Raw genomic sequence first — 20,157 nt, 5'->3', positions numbered from 1 at the left:
GTGAACGGATGCGTTATTTGACAGCTGGTGAATCACATGGTCCCGGTCTGACGGTCATCATTGAAGGGGCCCCGGCCGGACTCTCTATAGATATTTCTCAAATCAATGCAGAGTTAAAAAAACGTCAATCGGGTTACGGTAGAGGGCGCCGCATGCAAATCGAGTCCGACCAGGTAGAAGTTCGCTCGGGCATACGGCATGGCGTGACCACAGGTGCACCCATCACATTTTGGATTGAGAATAAAGACCATACGCATTGGAAACACGTCATGCAGGCTGAACCGATTGAGAGCGATATCGAAGTGAAACGCCGCGTCTCTCGACCGAGACCTGGACATGCTGACCTGGTCGGTGGGATGAAATACGACCATCGAGACTTACGTGACGTATTGGAGCGCTCAAGCGCACGAGAAACAGCGGCTCGTGTAGCGGTCGGGGCTTTCTGTAAGCAACTCCTTCAACAAATCGGGGTATCCCTCTTTAGTTATGTCAAAGTGATTGGTGGGGAACGGGCGGAGTCGTGCACATTTGATTCGCTTCAAGAAGCACAAGCGGTCGTTGATGCCTCACCGGTACGTACGTTAGATGAAGAGGCCGCGTTGCGGATGATGCGTCGAATCGATGAGGCCAAGGCAAATGGAGACTCGATTGGTGGAATCGTGTGTACAGAAGTACATGGTGTTGTACCGGGACTTGGCTCGTATGTGCAGTATGACCGTAAACTGGATGCGAAAATCGCACAAGCGGTCATGAGTGTCAACGCATTTAAAGGTGTTGAATTCGGTGAAGGGTTTGAAATGGCGTATCGTCCGGGTTCTGAAGTGATGGACCCGATCGCATACGGGGATGATGGGTATACGCGACTCAGTAACCATCTCGGTGGATTTGAGGGGGGCATGACTACGGGGATGCCAATCCTTTGTTCAGCCGTCATGAAACCCATTCCTACGCTCTATAAACCCTTACAATCGGTCGATATCGATACGAAAGAGGCGTTTTTAGCTCAAATCGAGCGGAGTGACTCGTGCGCTGTGCCTGCCGCTTCCCTCGTCGTTGAGGCAGTCATCGCATTTGAAGTCGCGAAGGAAGTTTGTGAGACGTTCGGGCACGACACGATGGAACGAATCAAACATCGGGTCGATGAGTATCGGGAGGAGTTGCGAGTATGGTAACGATTTCAATCTCAGCATCGACCCCATACGAAGTCGTCTTGGACAATCAGGATCGTTGGATCGATTCAGTTGATTGGTCCAGTTATTCGATGCTATGGGTCGTTACGGATAAACATGTCGAGTCTCTTTACGGAGAGTCGTTCCGTTCTACGTTGAATCTGACCCATTCCCACGTCGTTTCGTCCGTCGTCGAAGCAGGTGATGCGTCGAAATCGCTATCTCAGCTCGAGCAGCTTGTCGCAGAAGGGTTGCGCCACGGATGTGACCGCCAAACACTGATTGTCGCCTTTGGCGGTGGAATGATCGGCGACTTGGCTGGTTTTCTAGCAAGTGTCTACATGCGAGGCGTTCCATACATACAAGTGCCAACGACGATTTTGGCTCACGATTCGGCTGTCGGAGGCAAAGTGGCAGTCAATCAACCCTTTGCGAAAAATGCAATCGGTTCATTCTATCAACCGTCAGGCGTCTATTACAACGTCAGTCGACTGAATACCTTGCCCGTCCAGGAAGTGCGAAGCGGTCTCGGTGAGTTATTGAAACATGCGTACTTATCACGTTACGTCCTCGAATCTTCTTTCGAGGACGACTTGTTTTTGGACTTGAACGAGAATGAGCGATTGGATTGGGTGTCGTGGCTTGCCCGTGGGATTCGAGTGAAACAAACCATTGTCGAGACGGACGAGCGAGAACAAGGCATTCGTGCTTGGCTTAACTTCGGGCATACGTTCGGTCATGCCCTTGAATCGGTGGAAGCCTATCGTATCCCACATGGGGAAGCGGTTTTACATGGGATGGTGTTCGCTTTCCTCGTGTCAGGAGATGAAGTTCGAGCGAAGCGATTGTTCAATTGGATGCGTTCGAACGACGTCACGCCAATCGATTGGCAACCATTCGAACACTACGTGGAAAAAATGATGCTGGATAAAAAGAACCGACATGGTGTAATTCGTTTTGTGTTACTTCGTGAAACGATCACTGTGGAGTCGGTACAGCTCGAACATCTTCGACATACGTTTGAACAGATGAAAGGATGGTGGGAACGATGAGTTTAAACGGTTCTATCCGTGTACCGAGTGATAAATCCATCACACATCGGGCACTGTTATTCGGGATGATGGCGAACGGGACGACGCACGTGCGGAATCCACTCCTCGGTGCCGATTGTCGTTCGACGCTCGAGGTGATTCGATCACTTGGAGCCGACGTGACAGAACTGCAAGACGAACTAGTCATTAAGGGGACTGCGTCTCCGCGCTCGGCACGTCTAGACTGTGGGAATTCAGGTACGACGATGCGCCTACTGATCGGTCTCTTGTCCAGCTATAATGGGTCGTTTGAACTCGTAGGCGATGAATCGTTATCCCGGCGTCCGATGCGACGCGTTACTGAGCCTTTACGAAACATGGGCGCACACGTGACAGGGGATATGGCGCCTCTCGTCATCGAAGGAACGACGCTTCGATCCATTGACTATACGTTACCGGTCGCAAGCGCCCAAGTGAAGTCGGCCGTCCTGCTCGCGGGCTTACATGCCTCGGGTACAACGATTGTTCGAGAACCGATGTTGTCACGTGACCATACCGAGCGCATGTTGCCCCTGTTTGGTGCGAAGCTATCGATTGTAAACGAGGAAGGGTTACGCGTCATCCGTGTCGAACCCTCGTCATTGACAGGATGTACGGTCGACGTACCGGCAGACCCGTCATCGGCTGCATTTTTCTGGGCAGGGGCGGCCATGGTGGCAGATAGTTCAGTTATGACGAAGGACGTCTGTTTGAATGAGACACGGATTGGATTTTTACGTACGCTCGAACGGATGGGTGCGAATGTCGTCATTTCGAACGAACGATTGGTCGGTGAAGAACGAGTCGGAGACGTCACGGTCACGACGAGTGAGCTAACCGGCACAGTCGTCGAAAAGGATTTAATTCCTTCACAGATTGATGAATTACCACTGTTCGCACTCGTCGCATCTCAAGCGAATTCACCGTCCATCGTGAAAGACGCAGCGGAACTGCGCGTGAAAGAAACTGACCGGATTGACGTGGTCGTCTCGGAACTACGGAAGTTAGGTGTGGACATCGTCGGCACTGAGGACGGATTCAACGTCAATCCGAGTCGCCTTCATGGAGGAGATGTCTCGACTTACGGAGACCATCGCTTGTCCATGATGTTACAGATTGCGTCACTCATGACCGATGAAGCCGTTCACATCGAGGGGATCGAGGCATCCGATGTCAGTTATCCTCGATTCCGTGAAGATTTACAACGGGTTCAACGTAAGATAGAATAACGACAAACCGAAGCCCAGGAGGACGAACCATGCTAGATGAATCAGCTTTAACACATATAATCGAGATGCTTGAGTCAGGTGAGACGGAACATGCACTCATGCATCTAGAAGAACTTGAGAAGAAAGGGTCGGATGATGACCGTTTAGCCATCGCCGACCTCTATTTAGAGTTAGGTCTTGCCGACCGGGCGACAGCTGTTCTCTCAAAGCTATACGTCGACTATGAGGGAGACCCGAATGTCGCCTTATCACTGGCGGAAGCGTATTTAGATAGTGACCGTGAAGAGGAAGCGATTGCCGTGCTTGAAAAAATCAAATCGGATGACGCAGATACGCAAGTGAGGAGCCTCGTCCTCCTCGCTGACCTGTATCAATCGCAAGGATTGGATGAAGTGGCAGTGAAGAAACTGATGGAGGCGCTCGAGAAAAATCCGGATGAACCTTTACTCATCTATGGATTGGCTGAATTGTATGCCTCGACCGGTTCATTTGAACAAGCCATTCCACTTTATGCGCGTCTTCCGAAGATGAAGTTGCCGGCTGAAATCGACTATCAAGCGGATTACGCGGAGGCCCTCACGATGGTCGGATCGTTTGAAGAGGCGCTCGAGGAATACGAGCGGGCCACACATCGCGATTTGAACACCGTCTTCGGTCATGCGATGACGGCTCATCGGATCGGACGTGAGGAAGTTGCGATCAAGCAGTTCAAAGAGCTTCAGGCGATGGACCCAGACTTCACGTCGCTCTACTTGCCTTATACCGAGGCACTCGATGCAATCGGGCAAACGGAAGAGGCCATTGAGATTGTCAATCAAGGCATCACGCGCGACGATTATAATGATGAACTGCGGCACGTTAAAGCAAGGCTGCTTCTCAAACTCGGAAATCGGGACGGTGCCATTAAAGAACTACGTGAGGCGCTCGTGTTAAATCCAGAGTCGTTACAAGCGACCGAATTGCTCTTGTCGATTTTATTTGAAGCAGGAGAATTCGATGATGTTCTCGAAACCATCGATGCACTCGAAGATCATACGACGTCGCCGCTCATGACATGGTACAAGGCGAAGGCGAAATATGAGCTCGAAGCGTACGACGAAGCGGTCAGTCTGTATGCCTCAATTGAGCCGATGATGAAAGAGGACGTGTCATTTGTGACGGAATGGGCTACACTGTTGATAGAGGAAGGTCGTAGACAAGATGCGCGACGTGTGGTCGAGCAATCGCTTGCATTGGTGGTCGATCTCGATGATCGCCAATTGCTCGAAGAACAGCTCGAACAATTGTCTGATGACGTAGAATGAATAAGGGAAGGGAATGAGGTCAGATGGTCGAGCGGAAACGTAATTTTTTGAAGCGATTCGTCGCTCATCATACGCTTCGGAAACGTGAAGCAAAGTGGATTCTTGACTATTGGTTAAGACATCCTGAAAAGCTTGGCAACGTTCATTTCGTGACAAACGCTTCGGTCTCACCACGTAGTCTCGTGATGACAGCGTACGGGTTTGACGGTGAACCGTTTCGATACCGACGGGGAGACCTTGTGACCATGAATCCTGAGAAGGCTTATCATGACATCCGTCTACACGATGGGCCAATCTATGTAGAGTTAAATTTTCAAGGTATGATGATTGATGAGAACTGGGTCGACATCGTCGAACAGAATCCGTTTGAACCAGTGGCAGAAGTGAGAGATGAAGTCTCGTCTTCTGCTCAAACGGTCATTCAAGCATCGGTTGCTCAATTTGAAGAAGAACGATTGCTGATTGAAATCGATAAAGCGCTCGACCGACGAGACGAGAATTTATTCCGCAATCTGACGACTCAACTTCATCAAGTGCGAGCATCTAAATTATTTTGAAAAAAACAAGCGCTTCCGTTCCGGTAGGCGCTTGTTTTTTGGTATATTAATTACGTAGGAATACACAATTATTTCACAGTTCGTTCATAACTTTTAAAGGTGAGCGAAGTCATGTACGCTACAATAGACATGATGAGATATGAAGGAGAGGAGGGAAAAGATGAGGTTCGATAGTCAAGGGGCACTCCGCTCGATTGCCGAACGACAATACGTCGATACGCTCATCGTTCCGCTCGCAGAATTGGCGTTTGGTGAGGATATGGTTCGCAAAGCCGAAAGCTATGAAGTGATTCATGCCGTCACGGCCGAGACAGAACGTCAATTATCTGGTCGAACGATGCTCAGCCCGACCATCAGTTACACCGATGTGGAAGCTGGTGTGAAGTTGGCGCAGGATGTGGTGGCGAAAGCAAATTCATCCGGATTTTCTCACGTATTGTTTATCGCGTCAGACGTCCGTTTCAAAACATTTGATTTGCCGATTTTGTTCGTACCGCCGCTCGCGCTTGGATCGATGTCAAGCGATCAAGCGCACACGATGGTCCAGAATTTTGCGACACAAGTCATCACGGAACTTTCGAGCCGTTGGATGGCGACATGAAGCGGTTGACGTAGAGGTTTTATTGATATACTATTTTGTTGAGTGAGAAATTTTTGTGAAGAATGCATAAAGAATTATGGGGTTATGCACACGAATGAGGGGGGAACGAAATGGCTCAAAATGGGTCAAAAGTCACGCGCCGTCAGTTCTTAACGTACACACTGACTGGAGTAGGTGGCTTTATGGCGGCAACATTGATCAGTCCGATGGTCAACTTTGCGATCGAACCGGTTTTGAAAAAAACTGGTGCAGGCGACAAAGTAAAAGTAATGAGTCTTGATGACATCACGACTGAGCCGCAACGTGTCGACTTTAAGAAACAAACACAAGATGCTTGGTATGAATTTGAAGAAACGCTTTCAGCATGGGTTTACAAAACAGATAGTGGCGAGATCATCGCACTTTCTCCGATTTGTACACACCTTGGCTGTCAGGTAGCATTCGCTGGTGATCCGACTCGTCCACAAGAATTCTTCTGTCCGTGTCACTTGGGACGTTACGAAAAAGATGGAACGAACATTCCAGGTACACCGCCGACAGCACCACTTGCACGTTAAAAAAAAAAAGAAAAAGACGGCTTCCTATATTTAGGTAGTCCAGTCGCTCAGTAATGAGAGGGGGAACTAGCCGATGTTACAAAAAATTTATGACTGGGTCGATGAACGCGTAGACATCACACCGCTCTGGCGCGATATCGCAGACCATGAAGTACCGGAACACGTCAACCCTGCTCATCACTTCTCTGCATTTGTCTATTGTTTTGGCGGTTTGACGTTCTTTACAATCGTCATCCAGATCCTTTCAGGGATGTTCTTGACGATGTATTACGTACCAGATATCATCAACGCGCACGCGTCGGTGTATTATTTGCAAAATGAGATCGCACACGGACAAATCGTTCGTGGGATGCACCATTGGGGCGCATCTGTAGCGATCGTCATGTTATTCTTACATACGCTCCGCGTGTTCTTCACGGGATCGTATAAGAAGCCACGTGAGCTCAACTGGGTCGTTGGTGTTCTCTTGTTCTTCGTCGTCTTGGCGCTCGGACTCACGGGATACTTGCTTCCATGGGACATGAAGGCATTGTTCGCAACGAAAGTTACGCTTCAAATCGCTGAAAGTGTACCGGTTATCGGTGGTATTGCGAAGACACTTCTCGCTGGTGGTGAGATTGTCGGGGCGAGCACACTCGCACGATTCTTCGCAATTCACGTCTTCTTCTTACCGGCGGCATTGTTCGGACTGTTGGGAGCCCACTTCTTGATGATTCGTAAACAAGGGGTTTCTGGACCGCTATAAGCCGATAAGAGGAGAAAAAGGAGGAGAAACGATATGCATCGCGGTAAAGGGATGAAATTTGTAACCGACTCTCGAGTAGGAATCTCGAATCGGAAACAAAACATTGCAAAAGACTATTCAGAATACCCAGGACGCACAGAGGCGTTCTGGCCGAACTTCTTGCTTAAAGAGTGGATGGTAGGATCGGTCTTCTTGATCGGATTCATTGCTTTGACAATTGTCGAAGCACCACCGCTTCAAAATATCGCCGATCCAACGAACACGTCATACATTCCGTTGCCGGACTGGTATTTCTTGTTCTTGTATCAATTACTCAAATATCAATTCGCTGCTGGGGACTGGATCTTACTTGGTACAGTCATTATTCCAGGCTTGGCGTTCACGGCACTTCTCGTTGCACCATGGCTTGACCAAGGTCTCGAGCGTCGACCGGCGAAACGTCCAGTCGCGATCAGTTTCATGTTACTTGGAATTCTCTCGGTCTTCTACTTGACTTGGGAATCTGTTCAAACGACACACTGGGATCAAGTTCATGCACAAGGTGAGCTTCAAATTCCGGGTGAAGGTCCTGAAATCGATACAGCGGCTCCAGGATATGAGATTTATTCAGCTCAATCTTGCGTCAACTGTCACGGTCAAAACCTAGAAGGTGGAGCAGCGGCTCCAGCACTCGTCGGCACACAGTATACGGCTGAAGAAATCGCGGAAATCGCGGTCAACGGTGTCGGTACGATGCCAGCTGGTCAGTGGGATGGTTCAGATGAAGATCTCCAAGCCATGTCTGAGTTCATCGCTTCATACGGTGAAGGCGGCGAAAATAACAAGTAAGTCATCAAGTGTAGCCTGAATATCGGGCTACACTTTTTTACTTCTGCACGACGCATACGATAAACTGAAGAAAACTGAAGAAAAAGGATTGAGACAATGAACCCCATGTTTTTAAAACCGTTCTTGATGCATCGGATTGTATTGACTATTCTATTGATCATCAACTTGGGAGGGACGATTTACGGGTATATCTGGTACGAGCCTCAATTACGTGACACACCGTACATCTATTGGCTGTTCGTACCGGATAGTCCGACAGCATCATTCTTCTTTACGATTGTCCTCGGACTTTGGTTAGCTAACAAGCGCTCCCCGTTGTTCGAGACGCTGGCCTTCATCACGTTGATTAAATACGGGGTCTGGGCCGTGATTATGAACATCATGTATTTGGGCACGTTACCACCGGATGCGCCGACCTTGACCATCTTGATGGCCGTCATGTTGATGGTCTCTCACGGTGCAATGGCCTTACAAGCGCTCATCTACGCGCCATTCATGAAATGGACGGTCACCTCGTTTGTATGTACGCTGATTTGGGTAATTCATAATGACGTCGTCGATTATGTACTCGGTCAATGGCCACGTTATCCGTCACTGGCAGAACACATCATGTGGATCGGCTACGGCTCCTTTTGGTTGACAGGATTATGTTTTTTTTTTGGATATGCCTTCGTCCTACGTCCATCGCTTGAAAATAAGGTCATAAGAATGTAAAATCAAATTATCAAATACATGCAGAGGTGAAATAGAAAATGTCATTAGGTGGCTATATTTTCTATCTTGCACTGATCATGCTCATCCCCCTATGGGCCCAGATGCGAGTGAAAAGTACGTATAAGCAGTTTTTGAAACAACCGCTCCAAAGCGGTGTCACAGGTGCACAAGTCGCTGATTTCATCATGAAACAAAACGGTGTGCACAACGTGAGAATCGAAATGGTCGACGGACTCATGAGCGACCACTATGACCCGGTCAATAAAGTCGTTCGTTTGTCTCGCGAAGTGTATCAAGGGTCGACAATCTCGTCTGCCGCGATTGCTGCGCACGAGATCGGTCACGTCATTCAAGATGCGACAGACTATAAGATGATGCGCGTCCGCCACAGCCTTGTTCCGGTCGTCAACATCACGTCGAACTTGTCGTTCCCATTGTTACTCGGAGGATTCTTATTCGGGGCACTCGGGTTGGCTCAACTCGGTGTCATCATGATGCTCGGGGCGGTCGTGTTCCAGTTGATCACGTTACCGGTCGAGTTCGATGCATCGAAACGAGCGATGGCGCAATTGACGTCTCACGGAATCGTGACGGCGACAGAAGAGACAGGTGCACGTAAAGTGTTGAATGCCGCGGCTTGGACTTACGTCGCTGCAACGCTCGTTGCGGTTGCCGAACTTATTCGCTTGGCACTCATCGTCTTTATGCCGCGTGATGAATAGGATTGAATGGAATCCCGTCGGTAGGCGGGATTTTTTAATTTCTTGACGAAAGGAATTGTTGTCAATGAAACCGCAACTGACAGAGACAGGTCATCACCAATTGACAAATCGACTTGTGAAGCTAAAAAAAGAGCGAACGGATGCGCGTAAACGGATACGGACGGCTCGAAAATTTTGTGATTTCCGTGAAGACGTTACCTATCGTGAAGCGGTACATGAATATGAACGGATCGAGGCGGATATTTTAGAACTGAATCACCTCCTTGATGACGCGATCATCGTTATATCGGAACGTTCGGAAGTCGTGACGTTCGGAAATCAGGTCGTGATTCGGGAAATGCAACAAGAAGAGACCGAGCGCTATCGAATCGTGAGTGAGGCAGAAGCGGATATAGAACGAGGAAGCATATCCGTGACATCGCCACTCGGTCGTCGTTTGATGGGTGCGACAATTGGTCAAACAATTCAAATCGAAACGCCAGGAGGTACGATTCAAGTCGAAGTGCTCCACATCGAACCATAAAAAATCGCCCGTTCATCCCTGTGAACGAGGCGATTTTTTTGCTTATTTCAAAGGCATCCGATTTTCATCGAACGTAAACCCTTCGCCTCCGACTTCATACACGTGATGGAACGTGACGAACGCATGCGGGTCGATTTGTTTGACGATTGTCTTCAAACGGTTCACTTCGTTACGGCCGACGACGACATATAAGACCTCGAGTTCTCGGTTCGAATAACCGCCTTTCGCGAGCAGACGGGTCGTGCCGCGGTTCATCGTCGCATGAATACCATCCGCAATTGCAGTCCGATGGTCACTGATGATCATCGCCGCTTTACCGGCATACGTTCCTTCTTGCATCGAGTCGATGACGCGTGCCCCGATATAGACGGCGAGAAGCGTGTACATCGCCTCACGAATGTCGAGGTATGTCAAACTGAGGACGATGACAAAGAAGTCAAAGATGAGAAACGTCTTCCCAATCGACCATCCGAAATAGCGTTGTACGAGTCGTGCGATGATATCGACGCCGCCCGTCGTCCCGCCATTGTTGAAGATGATGCCAAGACCGACCCCGATGAAGAGCCCGGCGAACAGACTTGCGAGCACCATATCGTCCGTCAAGTCGATGACGAGCGTCGAATACTTGGCGATGAGTGCGTACCAAAGTGAAAAGGAAAACGTCCCGATGAGCGTATAGATGAAGGTCGTGCGACCTAACAACTAGTAACTCATGAAAAAGAGCGGGATGTTTAATGCCAAGTTCGTGACAGAAGGTGAGATATCAAATAGTCCGCGGAGAATCAATGTGATCCCGGTGAACCCACCCTCGGCCAAATTATTTTGGACGTTGAAGTGATAAACGCCGAATGCAAAAATAAAAGAACCTATTAAGATAAAAATAATATTTCGAACACGAATCGGTAATTGTACCGTCATCAGGTTCACCTCCCCTTAGAAAGAGTACTCGAAAAACAGTTCGATTGACTACCCTGAACATATGACATTCAGAAACGAGTCGGCTATACTTTTCAAAGAAGAGGTGATGTAGATGAAAGTAGTAGCCATCGGGGCACATCCGGACGATATCGAAATCGGGATCGCCGGCATGACCGCCCAATGGACGAAAGAGAAGACTGAGGTCGTATACGTCGATTTGACGAGAGCGGAACTTTCTTCAAATGGTGATGTAGAAACGAGACGACAGGAGGCAAGTGCGGCTGATGACGTGCTTAGTGTCCGTCGAATCAATCTAGGATTTAAAGACCGAGGGATTGACGGGGGAGAAGAGCAGCTCGAGGCAATCGTCTCCTTGATTCGCCGTGAGCGCCCAACCCACTTGCTCTATCCATATGAGGTCGACCGCCATCCTGACCATGCAGCCTGCGCCCATCTCGTGACAGAGGCGCTGTTTAATGCCGGGATCCGAAAGTACTTACCCGAACTCGAGGCATATCGTCCTGAAAGTGTGTACCAATATATGATCAATGCTCACGTCGAACCGGATGTGTGCGTGGATATTAGTGACACGATCGAAGTGAAGACACGGGCGCTTCAATGTTACGCGAGTCAGTTCACTCCGGTCGATGGAGTAAAGACACCGCTCACCGATGCATATGTGGAACGGGTCATCGCCCGTGAACGCCATTTTGGGAGCTTGATTGGAGTCGCCTATGCGGAAGGGTTGAAGCGCGTTCGACCATATGTCGTAAAACAGGCAGGTGAACTCGCATGACGTATCGGATTGGGATTCTTTGTTATCCATCTGTCGGAGGCTCTGGGATTTTAGCGACAGAGCTCGGGATGAAGCTTGCGGACCGTGGGCATGATGTCCATTTTATCACGAGCAGCATGCCGTTTCGTTTGAACGCCTATCACCCAAATATTACGTTCCATCAAGTCGAAATCAATCAATATTCCGTCTTTCGTTATCCGCCGTATGATATGACATTGTCAGCGAAGATTGCGAGTGTCATCCAATCGTTCGGTCTCGATGTCATCCATGCACACTATGCCGTACCGCATGCCGTTTGTGCTGCGCTTGGTCGTGAGATGGCGGGTGTGAAGACCCCGATCGTGTCGACGTTACATGGTACCGATATCACCGTACTCGGTGAGGACGAGGAACTGAAACCGGCCATTCTATACGGGCTGCGTCAATCGAACGCGATCACGGCGGTCTCTCATAGTTTGAAACGGGAGACAGAAGAGCGGATTGCCAGTGATTTGCCGATCCAAGTCATCCATAACTTCATCGATGAATCGGTGTATACGCCTCAATTCGACCCGACATTACGGGAACGGTACGGCTTGTCGGATGAGGACCGGGTCGCCATCCACATTTCAAACTTCCGTCCTGTCAAACGCGTCGACCTCGTCCTGGAGGCGTTCGATCAGATGGATGTGCCGAATAAGAAACTATTGCTCGTCGGAGATGGTCCGCTTATGGGTGCGATGCGTCGACTCGTGACGGAGATGGGGCTTGAAGAGCAGGTCATCTTTGCCGGGAAACAAGAACAAGTCGCCGCACTTCTTGCAATCAGCGACGTTCACGTCCTGTTATCAGACAAGGAGGCGTTCGGTCTCGTGGCGCTCGAGGCGATGGCGACGGGTGTGCCCTCTGTCGTGAGCGATGCGGGTGGGCTGCCGGAAGTGATCACGGACGGTGAGGATGGTTTCGTCGTTCCTAAAGGGGATGCGAGCCAGGCCGCCTCTGCGATAGAGCGGCTCTTGACCGATCGTGAGCTACGAGAACGGTTCCGACAAAACGGATTGGTGAAATCTCGGCGCTTCGCCTCACAAGATATCGTGACCGAATATGAACGCTTGTATGAACAGGTGGTGACATCATGACGGAATGGGAATACGCAAAACAAATCATTGACACGATCGAACAGCATGGTGGCGAGGCGTATATCGTCGGTGGTGCTGTTCGGGATTATGTGCTCGGGAGTCTGCCCGATGATATCGATTTGGCGACGTCCCTCTTCCCGGAAGAGGTGATGGCGTTGTTCCCGAAGTCGGTTCCGACCGGTATCGAACATGGGACTGTCACGGTCATTATTGACCACCATCCGTTCGAAGTGACGACGTTCCGTTCGGAAGGATCGTATTCGGATTCGAGACGACCGGACCATGTCGCACTCGGGGTATCGCTTGAAGAGGATTTATTACGAAGGGACTTCACGATGAACGCGATGGCGTTCCATGATGGACGAGTGGTCGATTTATTCGATGGTCAACATGATCTAGAAGAACGAATCATCCGAACAGTCGGCAGTCCGTTTGAACGGTTTGGAGAGGACGCGCTACGCATCATGCGTGCGCTTCGCTTCATGTCACAACTCGACTTCACCTTACATGACGAGTTGCGGGAAGCAGCGAGCGGGCTCGGTCATAAGCTCGAACAAATTGCGATGGAGCGTATCGCGATCGAATTTGAGAAACTGTTGACGGGACCTGCTTACAAGAAAGCGCTAGGTGAAATGGTCGAGCTCGGCATTCATCGCTATTTACCGAACGTGACGACCGAACTGATGCAGCGTGTCCAAGAGGACGCTCGGATACCTGTGAACGCGGTCAGCGGATGGGCACTCTTTCTCTATCATGCACAGGATGACAGCTGGCTATCGCCATGGAAACGGTCGAACGCGATCAAACGGGAGGCGCGTACGCTTGCACTGCTCTGTGAGACGGGACTTGACCGGATGACGATTTATTCGACGGATGAACAGACGCTCTCCACTTATTTCCGGATGAACGGGGAGAAAGACCGTAGCCGTGAACTGAAACAGTCGCTCCCGATGACGTCACGAAAAGAGTTGAAATTTGACGGCCGGGACGCCTTAGCGCTCGGGGCACGAGGGGAAGCGATCAAGCATCTGTTAGACGACCTCGAACGACGCGTCATCTTAAACGAGTTACCGAACCATGAGACAGTATTGAAAGAGGAGGCGAAACGATGGCTTCAACGCGCGGGCGTGTTCTGACGCTATTACAAGATGGTGAAGTATGGAGTGGCCAAGAATTGGCCCGTCAATTAAATATTTCACGTACCGCTATTTGGAAACATATCGAAACGCTTAAGCAAGACGGTTATGCGATTCATACGATCCCAAGAAAAGGATACCAATTGCTTGAGCAAAGTGACCGATTCGATGAACCAGCGTTTGCGTCATATCGGAAGGGACGGTTCGGTCAAATCGTCCATGCGTTTGACCAAATCGACACGACACAACGAATCGCCCATGAGCTGGCGCAACAACACGTGCCAGAGGGGACGCTCGTCATGAGCGAGGAACAGACGGCCGGTCGCGGACAACTCGGTCGTAACTGGCACAATCCGAAGCACGTCAATATCGCGGCAAGTGTGATTTTAAGACCGGAATTACCCATTCGCGACGCATCAAAGCTGACCTTGATGGCGGCAAGTGCGTTTGCGAAAGCGTTGAATGCGCGGGACCTTGACGTGACAATCAAATGGCCTAACGATTTACTGTTAAATGGCAAGAAAATCGGAGGCATTTTGACGGAAATGCAAACGGAAGGGGACCGCATTCAAGCCGTCATTTTAGGGTTCGGAATGAATGTCAACGGCGATGACATTCCGACTGAGTTGGCGCACCGGGCGACCTCCCTTTATTTAGAGACCGGGACGAGGTATCATCGCAGTGAGTTATTGGCAGAACTATTGGCAGAACTCGAGACCGAATACGACCGATTCCTTGACGTAGGATTTGCACCGGTTCGCTTGAACTGGATGAAACATGCCGCCTATTTAAATGAGTCGATCACCTTGAGTGTGTCCCGGACATCGCGAACAGGTGTCATGCGAGGCATCTCGGAGGAAGGGGCACTGCTACTCGAAGTGGATGGAACGGTCGAACCGGTCTATTCTGCTGAGATTGCAGTGTGGAATGATTGATGAAAGCGAGACCATCGACTATACTTAATGTGTCGGACGCTATCAATTCTTGAAGTGTACCGCGCTTGCAGACTGTCACATTCAGTTGTCTGCCTTGATCATTATGACAGGGACAGAAGGACACTAACTCATGAAAACCATGAATTTGTTTTTCGTGCGCCTTCTTGCCATCTGTGTAAGAAGGCGTTTATTCTTTCCTGTCTCCACGTTAAGGAGGAGAAACAGATGCACACGATGACTACAATGTTAAAAAAAATGAACGAGCAAGAAAAGCTCGTCATGTTGACGGCATATGATTATCCGTCAGCCAAACTTGCCGAATCGGCCGGTGTCGATTTGATATTAGTAGGTGATTCACTTGGGATGGTCGTACTTGGTTATGATTCGACGATTCCGGTGACGATGGAGGACATGCTCCATCATTCGAAAGCGGTACGCCGCGGAGCACAAAATACGTTCGTTGTGGTAGATATGCCGTTTGCGTCATATCACGGAGACTTCGATCGGACGTTACAGGCAGCATCGCGTTTATTCCAAGAAGGCCGTGCGGATGCCATCAAACTAGAAGGGGCCGGTGACGTGCTTCATACGATTGACCGCTTGACACAAGTCGGCATGCCATGTGTCGCCCATCTAGGGTTGACCCCTCAATCGGTTGGCGTCCTAGAAGGATATAAAGTACAAGGGAAGTCCCTAGAGGCTGCCGAGACACTCCTTCAAGATAGCTTGGCTGCGGAACGTGCTGGCGCGAAGATGCTCGTCCTTGAGTGTATCCCTCACCAATTGGCAAAACGGATCGCAGAAGAATTGACGATTCCTGTCATCGGAATCGGTGCAGGTGCAGATGTCGACGGCCAAGTGCTCGTCTATCATGACGTATTGAAATATGGGGTGGACCGTCTCCCTAAATTTGTCCAAGCGTATGCAGACGTGAATGAAGTGGCGACGGATGCTATCCGTTCTTATGTCGAAGAGACGAAGAACGGTCACTTCCCGTTAGAACGTCATACGTTCACAATGGATGAGTCGTTACTCGACTCATTGTATGGAGGAAAAGGATGAAGATTGTATCGACCGTCGAAGAATTACGTATTGCCTTACCAACGAATCAAACGATTGGCTTCGTGCCGACGATGGGATATTTGCATGAAGGACATATGAGCCTCGTTGAAAACGCGCGACGGGAAAATGACGTCGTTGTCATGAGTATTTTTGTCAATCCGACACAGTTCGGACCGAATGAAGACCTCGACCGTTACCCCCGCGACTTTGAACGGGATGAGAAGTTGGCACGTGATGCGGGAGTCGATGTCTTGTTCTATCCGACGACGGAGACGATGTATCCACTTGACATGGCGCGTGTGACCGTCCATCACGGGGCGGACGTATTATGTGGGGCGAGTCGTCCCGGTCATTTTGATGGTGTGTTGACAATCGTTTCAAAATTATTTAACCTTGTTCAACCGACACGTGCTTATTTCGGTCTGAAGGATGCTCAACAAGTGGCACTCATCGAAGGATACGTCCGAGATTATTTCGTTCCAGTCGAGATTCGACGCTGCCCGATTATTCGTGAGGAGACAGGACTAGCCAAATCTTCTCGAAACGTCTATTTGTCAGATGTCGAAACGGTAGAGGCGAGTCGGATTTTCAGCGCATTGACGATGGCGCGAGAAGCACTCGATACAGGTCAACAAGTTGATGAAGTAAAACGACAGCTGACTGAACGTTTGAACGAGATTCCGAACAGTCAAATCGATTACGTCGAGCTTGTCGATTACCCGACGCTCGGTGCCGTCTCGAGCGACTCGACCGAACTCTTGTTAGCGGTGGCCATTCAGTTTGAACGGGCCCGATTGATTGATAATGTGATTTGGAAGAAGGGATGAATCCAATGATTCGTACATTTATGCACGCAAAGCTTCATAAAGCAACAGTGACAGAAGCAAACTTACACTACGTCGGTTCGATTACAATCGATGAGGATTTGATGGATGCGGTGGGTATCATGGAGAATGAACATGTACACATTACGAACAACCATAATGGTGCTCGCATCGAAACGTATGTCATCAAAGGGGAACGCGGTTCAGGCGTGATTTGTTTGAACGGAGCGGCAGCACGTCATTTCCAGGTCGGTGATGTTGTCATCATCATGGCTTACGGTCAAATGACAGCGAAAGAGGCAAAAACGCATCGTCCGAAAGTAGCTGTGTTGAACGAACAAAATGAGGTCGATCAACTTCTTTACGAAGAGATTGCTCATACAATTTTGTAAAGAATTCGGGGATGTCGGCAGAGGCATCCCCGTTTTTTCGTTATTTGTTCTATGGTAAGATGAGACAGACAGAAAGCACGAGCGTGCCAAAGATGGGATGGATGTTATGGACACGTATGTGATTGTGGATTTAGAGACTACGGGTCATTCCGTTAAGTCCGGAGATGAATTGATTGAGTTTGCGGCGGTCGTCGTACAAGAGGGTGAAGTGATAGAGCGCTACAGCACCTTGATTCGACCGAGTCGACCAATCCCACCTTTTATTACGCAATTGACAACGATTAGTGACGAAGATGTAAGTGACGCACCTACATTTGAAGATGTGATTCCCGACATTTGGAAAATGCTAGATGGACGGGTGTTTGTCGCGCATAACGTCGCATTTGATTTAACTTTTTTAAATGAGAGTCTTGAACAAGCGGGTTATCTTGCGTTTCAAGGGAGAGCCATTGATACTGTCGAATTGGCTCGTATCTTGTATCCGACTTTAGAGAGCCATGCGTTAGAAGCGCTATCGGATACGTTTGACCTCGTACATACAGACGCACATCGGGCACTCAGTGATGCAGAGGCGACGGCAGAGCTCTTCATTCGGATGCTCGACCGTTTACGCAATTTACCGATGGTGACGCTGAAACGACTTCGAGAGTTATCTGAGTCATGGACGAGTCATATCGAACCGTTACTCGATGAGATGATCCTTGAGGTCGGGATTCGTCCAGACGACGAAACACGTTTTGATATCCACCGCAAAATTGCGTTAAGGCGACCGGTGGATGCCTTCGTCCCGACGACAGAACGTGAACCGTTCGAGCCGTTCCTTTTGCGGACGATCGAAGAGACACTCCCTTCACTGTTTGAGCAGTTTGAACCGAGACAGAGTCAATTCGAAATGATGCGTCACGTCTATAAAGCGTTAGACGATGAGGAAACATTATTAGTCGAGGCGGGTACGGGAACGGGTAAGACGCTTGCGTACTTGATTCCGAGTGCACACCATGCCCTCGAGACGAAACGCCCGGTCGTCATTAGTACGCATACCATTCAATTGCAAGAACAGTTGTTAAATCGAGACTTACCTGTTCTTCGTCAGATTTTTCCTGAGATCGAATTCACGTTGTTGAAAGGGAGACGCAATTATATCGATTTGCGTAAGTTCGAGATGGTGCTCGACGAATCAAATGACGGTCTTTTGGCATCGATGTGTAAAGCGATGGTACTCGTCTGGCTCACAGAAACCGAGACCGGAGATTTAGAGGAACTCTCATTCCCGGGATCTGCGACACAAGGTCCTGCTTCATTCAAGCGTTTGATTCAAGCAGATGCTTCTAATGATTTTGGTCGATTCGACCCATGGTATAGCCGTGACTTTTTCACGAAAGCCGTGTTGCGCTCGAAAGAAGCGGACCTGATTGTGACCAATCATGCTTTACTGTTCTCGGATTTACAGCATCAGGCAGGCATTTTACCGACGGACACACCTCTCGTATTAGACGAGGCTCATCAAGTCGAGGAAGTGGCCTCTCATCATTTCGGTGTGACATTTGATGCGATTCAATTTGACCGCCTCTTCAAATGGTTCGGCTACGGAGCAGATGGCAAATTCCATTCTCGCATCATTCAGCTAGCCGATTTGACATCCGTAACCGAAGAAGCGGAGGCATTCAGTCAACAAATTGATTCGGCTCTTGCAAGGGTCGAGGAAGAACTCGAAGACCTTCTGACGTCCCTTCAATCGATAGGTAAGAAAAAAGAACCTCGACAAACGGTTCGTTTCGAGCGGGAAGGTGCAACGTTTAGACCAATTCGAGAAGTGGCCAATCGACTCGAGGACAAACTGAGGACGTTGCGGACGTCACTCCGACACCTCCATCGACTGCTCGATGAGCGTAAAGAACATATGACATTCAAACAACGCGCACTTCTTGGTGACTTAAAAACGTTGATTGGAGACGTGCGTGAACTCGAGAGTGTCATCTATGAGACGATGTTGACGCGCGACGATGATGCGGTCAGCTGGGTCGAACTGAATTTAGGGAATCGGAAATTGACCTCGGTATACACGCAGCCCGTCGAAATCGGACCGTTGTTACACGAACGTCTGTTTAAGAAGCGACCAACGATTTTAACATCGGCGACGATGACGGTCTCAGGGAAGTTCAGCTTTATGGAACGACGCCTTGGATTAGAAGGAGAACCGGTCCGAAGAGTCGTCTTACCGTCACCATTCAACTTCAAAGACCAGGCCAAACTGTTTGTACCGTCGGACTTCCCATTGATCAATGAAGTGCCGCTTCCTCAGTTCGTCGACCAGACGGCCCAGTCGATTGTCCAAATTGCGAACGTGACGAAAGGGAGGATGCTCGTCTTGTTCACATCGAACGAATTGCTTCGACTCACTTACGAACAAGTCAAAGACCATCTTGACCCGTCTTATACACTTCTCGCACAGGGTGTGAGCGGCGGCTCGCGTAGCCGCTTGACGAAACAGTTCAAACGGATGGAACAGTCGATTCTCTTTGGGACAGCAAGCTTTTGGGAAGGTGTCGATATTCCAGGGGAGGCGTTGACATGCCTTGTCATTGTAAGACTTCCCTTCGCACCGCCCGATCAGCCGATCATGCAAGCACGTTCTGAGAAAATTGAAGCGACGGGTAAGTCACCATTCTTTGAGTTATCCCTGCCCCAAGCGGTTATTCGCTTCAAACAAGGTGTCGGTCGATTGATTCGATCGAAAGGAGATTATGGTGCCGTCTTCGTGTTCGACCGACGTGTGGAGACGACACGTTACGGCAAACAGTTCATCAACAGCTTGCCTAAAGTTGACCGGATTGAAGGAACGCTTGAAACGTCGTTATCCGAGTTAGAGTTGTTCTTAGACGAGAAGGAAAAGTCTGCGGCACGAAATGACAGATAACGCTAGGCATCACGATATTATCGTTTTATAATGATACGTA

20 protein-coding genes and 1 pseudogene are annotated in these 20,157 nt (G+C 49.4%); 20 read left to right on the top strand and 1 reads right to left on the bottom strand.

Annotated elements, in window-relative coordinates; genetic code table 11:
• The first annotated feature begins 8 nt into the window (after window positions 1–8).
• From aroC to BBB58_RS10595, 12 genes are all read left to right on the top strand, one after another.
• Entirely contained in the window at window positions 9–1,172 is a 1,164-nt protein-coding gene (gene aroC / locus BBB58_RS10650) for a chorismate synthase (protein WP_074037184.1), read from the top strand.
• On the top strand, window positions 1,166–2,221 hold the full coding sequence (locus BBB58_RS10645) for a 3-dehydroquinate synthase (protein ID WP_074037183.1): 1,056 nt from the start codon (window positions 1,166–1,168) through the stop codon (window positions 2,219–2,221). The genes aroC and BBB58_RS10645 overlap by 7 nt, the downstream gene beginning before the upstream one ends.
• On the top strand, window positions 2,218–3,468 hold the full coding sequence (aroA, locus tag BBB58_RS10640; RefSeq protein WP_074037182.1) for a 3-phosphoshikimate 1-carboxyvinyltransferase: 1,251 nt from the start codon (window positions 2,218–2,220) through the stop codon (window positions 3,466–3,468). Before BBB58_RS10645 ends, aroA begins: the two co-directional genes overlap by 4 nt.
• Window positions 3,469–3,497: 29 nt before the next feature.
• On the top strand, window positions 3,498–4,772 hold the full coding sequence (locus BBB58_RS10635) for a tetratricopeptide repeat protein (RefSeq protein WP_074037181.1): 1,275 nt from the start codon (window positions 3,498–3,500) through the stop codon (window positions 4,770–4,772).
• A gap of 23 nt (window positions 4,773–4,795) precedes the next feature.
• A complete protein-coding gene (locus BBB58_RS10630; RefSeq protein ID WP_015881475.1) occupies window positions 4,796–5,329 on the top strand; it encodes a ReoY family proteolytic degradation factor in 534 nt (177 codons plus the stop codon).
• Window positions 5,330–5,489: 160 nt separating this feature from the next.
• Window positions 5,490–5,930, top strand: a complete 441-nt coding sequence (locus BBB58_RS10625; protein WP_074037180.1) for a DUF2487 family protein — start codon at window positions 5,490–5,492, stop codon at window positions 5,928–5,930.
• 110 nt (window positions 5,931–6,040) lie between these two features.
• Entirely contained in the window at window positions 6,041–6,487 is a 447-nt protein-coding gene (locus tag BBB58_RS10620) for a QcrA and Rieske domain-containing protein (protein WP_074037179.1), read from the top strand.
• A 73-nt stretch (window positions 6,488–6,560) separates the two neighbouring features.
• Entirely contained in the window at window positions 6,561–7,232 is a 672-nt protein-coding gene (gene qcrB / locus BBB58_RS10615) for a menaquinol-cytochrome c reductase cytochrome b subunit (RefSeq protein ID WP_015881478.1), read from the top strand.
• 33 nt (window positions 7,233–7,265) lie between these two features.
• On the top strand, window positions 7,266–8,060 hold the full coding sequence (locus BBB58_RS10610) for a menaquinol-cytochrome c reductase cytochrome b/c subunit (protein ID WP_015881479.1): 795 nt from the start codon (window positions 7,266–7,268) through the stop codon (window positions 8,058–8,060).
• 96 nt (window positions 8,061–8,156) lie between these two features.
• Window positions 8,157–8,774 carry a DUF1405 domain-containing protein gene (locus tag BBB58_RS10605; RefSeq protein ID WP_074037178.1) on the top strand — a complete coding sequence of 206 codons (618 nt, stop codon included), beginning with the start codon at window positions 8,157–8,159 and terminating at the stop codon, window positions 8,772–8,774.
• Between the two features lie 38 nt (window positions 8,775–8,812).
• Window positions 8,813–9,496 carry a zinc metallopeptidase gene (locus tag BBB58_RS10600; RefSeq protein WP_074037177.1) on the top strand — a complete coding sequence of 228 codons (684 nt, stop codon included), beginning with the start codon at window positions 8,813–8,815 and terminating at the stop codon, window positions 9,494–9,496.
• A gap of 64 nt (window positions 9,497–9,560) precedes the next feature.
• Window positions 9,561–10,019, top strand: a complete 459-nt coding sequence (locus BBB58_RS10595) for a GreA/GreB family elongation factor (protein WP_074037176.1) — start codon at window positions 9,561–9,563, stop codon at window positions 10,017–10,019.
• 42 nt (window positions 10,020–10,061) lie between these two features.
• Here the strand turns inward: BBB58_RS10595 and BBB58_RS10590 are convergent.
• A pseudogene (locus BBB58_RS10590) lies at window positions 10,062–10,937 on the bottom strand (YitT family protein).
• Window positions 10,938–11,049: 112 nt separating this feature from the next.
• Between BBB58_RS10590 and bshB1 the strand changes: the two are divergent.
• From bshB1 to dinG, 8 genes are all read left to right on the top strand, one after another.
• Window positions 11,050–11,733, top strand: coding sequence for a bacillithiol biosynthesis deacetylase BshB1 (bshB1, locus tag BBB58_RS10585; protein WP_074037175.1), 684 nt, complete (start codon window positions 11,050–11,052; stop codon window positions 11,731–11,733).
• Window positions 11,730–12,851: an N-acetyl-alpha-D-glucosaminyl L-malate synthase BshA gene (gene bshA, locus BBB58_RS10580; RefSeq protein ID WP_074037174.1), complete on the top strand. Its 1,122-nt coding sequence runs from the start codon at window positions 11,730–11,732 to the stop codon at window positions 12,849–12,851. The genes bshB1 and bshA overlap by 4 nt, the downstream gene beginning before the upstream one ends.
• Entirely contained in the window at window positions 12,848–13,987 is a 1,140-nt protein-coding gene (locus BBB58_RS10575; RefSeq protein WP_074037173.1) for a CCA tRNA nucleotidyltransferase, read from the top strand. The genes bshA and BBB58_RS10575 overlap by 4 nt, the downstream gene beginning before the upstream one ends.
• The gene (locus BBB58_RS10570; protein WP_074037172.1) at window positions 13,960–14,922 is read left to right on the top strand and encodes a biotin--[acetyl-CoA-carboxylase] ligase; all 963 of its coding nucleotides are present in this window, start codon (window positions 13,960–13,962) and stop codon (window positions 14,920–14,922) included. The genes BBB58_RS10575 and BBB58_RS10570 overlap by 28 nt, the downstream gene beginning before the upstream one ends.
• A gap of 225 nt (window positions 14,923–15,147) precedes the next feature.
• Window positions 15,148–15,984 (top strand): 3-methyl-2-oxobutanoate hydroxymethyltransferase, encoded by an 837-nt coding sequence (gene panB / locus BBB58_RS10565; protein ID WP_074037171.1) that lies wholly within the window; start codon window positions 15,148–15,150, stop codon window positions 15,982–15,984.
• Window positions 15,981–16,811 (top strand): pantoate--beta-alanine ligase, encoded by an 831-nt coding sequence (gene panC, locus BBB58_RS10560; RefSeq protein ID WP_074037170.1) that lies wholly within the window; start codon window positions 15,981–15,983, stop codon window positions 16,809–16,811. Before panB ends, panC begins: the two co-directional genes overlap by 4 nt.
• Window positions 16,812–16,816: 5 nt before the next feature.
• Window positions 16,817–17,200: an aspartate 1-decarboxylase gene (gene panD, locus BBB58_RS10555; RefSeq protein ID WP_074037937.1), complete on the top strand. Its 384-nt coding sequence runs from the start codon at window positions 16,817–16,819 to the stop codon at window positions 17,198–17,200.
• Between the two features lie 106 nt (window positions 17,201–17,306).
• Entirely contained in the window at window positions 17,307–20,117 is a 2,811-nt protein-coding gene (gene dinG / locus BBB58_RS10550; protein ID WP_074037169.1) for an ATP-dependent DNA helicase DinG, read from the top strand.
• Window positions 20,118–20,157: the final 40 nt, after the last annotated feature.

It is taken from the genome of Exiguobacterium profundum, from assembly GCF_001909285.1.
GTDB lineage: Bacteria > Bacillota > Bacilli > Exiguobacteriales > Exiguobacteriaceae > Exiguobacterium > Exiguobacterium profundum.
This window is presented reverse-complemented; position numbering and strand designations above follow the sequence as displayed.

What these genes read in the sequence shown, in the direction of transcription:
- BBB58_RS10600 (WP_074037177.1), top strand. Translation starts at nt 8,813, where the DNA reads ATGTCATTAGGTGGCTATATTTTCTATCTTGCACTGATCATGCTCATC.
- aroA (WP_074037182.1), top strand. Translation starts at nt 2,218, where the DNA reads ATGAGTTTAAACGGTTCTATCCGTGTACCGAGTGATAAATCCATCACA.
- bshB1 (WP_074037175.1), top strand. Translation starts at nt 11,050, where the DNA reads ATGAAAGTAGTAGCCATCGGGGCACATCCGGACGATATCGAAATCGGG.
- BBB58_RS10605 (WP_074037178.1), top strand. Translation starts at nt 8,157, where the DNA reads ATGAACCCCATGTTTTTAAAACCGTTCTTGATGCATCGGATTGTATTG.
- BBB58_RS10610 (WP_015881479.1), top strand. Translation starts at nt 7,266, where the DNA reads ATGCATCGCGGTAAAGGGATGAAATTTGTAACCGACTCTCGAGTAGGA.
- dinG (WP_074037169.1), top strand. Translation starts at nt 17,307, where the DNA reads ATGGACACGTATGTGATTGTGGATTTAGAGACTACGGGTCATTCCGTT.
- bshA (WP_074037174.1), top strand. Translation starts at nt 11,730, where the DNA reads ATGACGTATCGGATTGGGATTCTTTGTTATCCATCTGTCGGAGGCTCT.
- qcrB (WP_015881478.1), top strand. Translation starts at nt 6,561, where the DNA reads ATGTTACAAAAAATTTATGACTGGGTCGATGAACGCGTAGACATCACA.
- BBB58_RS10570 (WP_074037172.1), top strand. Translation starts at nt 13,960, where the DNA reads ATGGCTTCAACGCGCGGGCGTGTTCTGACGCTATTACAAGATGGTGAA.
- BBB58_RS10645 (WP_074037183.1), top strand. Translation starts at nt 1,166, where the DNA reads ATGGTAACGATTTCAATCTCAGCATCGACCCCATACGAAGTCGTCTTG.
- BBB58_RS10630 (WP_015881475.1), top strand. Translation starts at nt 4,796, where the DNA reads ATGGTCGAGCGGAAACGTAATTTTTTGAAGCGATTCGTCGCTCATCAT.
- aroC (WP_074037184.1), top strand. Translation starts at nt 9, where the DNA reads ATGCGTTATTTGACAGCTGGTGAATCACATGGTCCCGGTCTGACGGTC.
- BBB58_RS10625 (WP_074037180.1), top strand. Translation starts at nt 5,490, where the DNA reads ATGAGGTTCGATAGTCAAGGGGCACTCCGCTCGATTGCCGAACGACAA.
- panD (WP_074037937.1), top strand. Translation starts at nt 16,817, where the DNA reads ATGATTCGTACATTTATGCACGCAAAGCTTCATAAAGCAACAGTGACA.
- BBB58_RS10575 (WP_074037173.1), top strand. Translation starts at nt 12,848, where the DNA reads ATGACGGAATGGGAATACGCAAAACAAATCATTGACACGATCGAACAG.
- BBB58_RS10635 (WP_074037181.1), top strand. Translation starts at nt 3,498, where the DNA reads ATGCTAGATGAATCAGCTTTAACACATATAATCGAGATGCTTGAGTCA.
- BBB58_RS10620 (WP_074037179.1), top strand. Translation starts at nt 6,041, where the DNA reads ATGGCTCAAAATGGGTCAAAAGTCACGCGCCGTCAGTTCTTAACGTAC.
- panC (WP_074037170.1), top strand. Translation starts at nt 15,981, where the DNA reads ATGAAGATTGTATCGACCGTCGAAGAATTACGTATTGCCTTACCAACG.
- BBB58_RS10595 (WP_074037176.1), top strand. Translation starts at nt 9,561, where the DNA reads ATGAAACCGCAACTGACAGAGACAGGTCATCACCAATTGACAAATCGA.
- panB (WP_074037171.1), top strand. Translation starts at nt 15,148, where the DNA reads ATGCACACGATGACTACAATGTTAAAAAAAATGAACGAGCAAGAAAAG.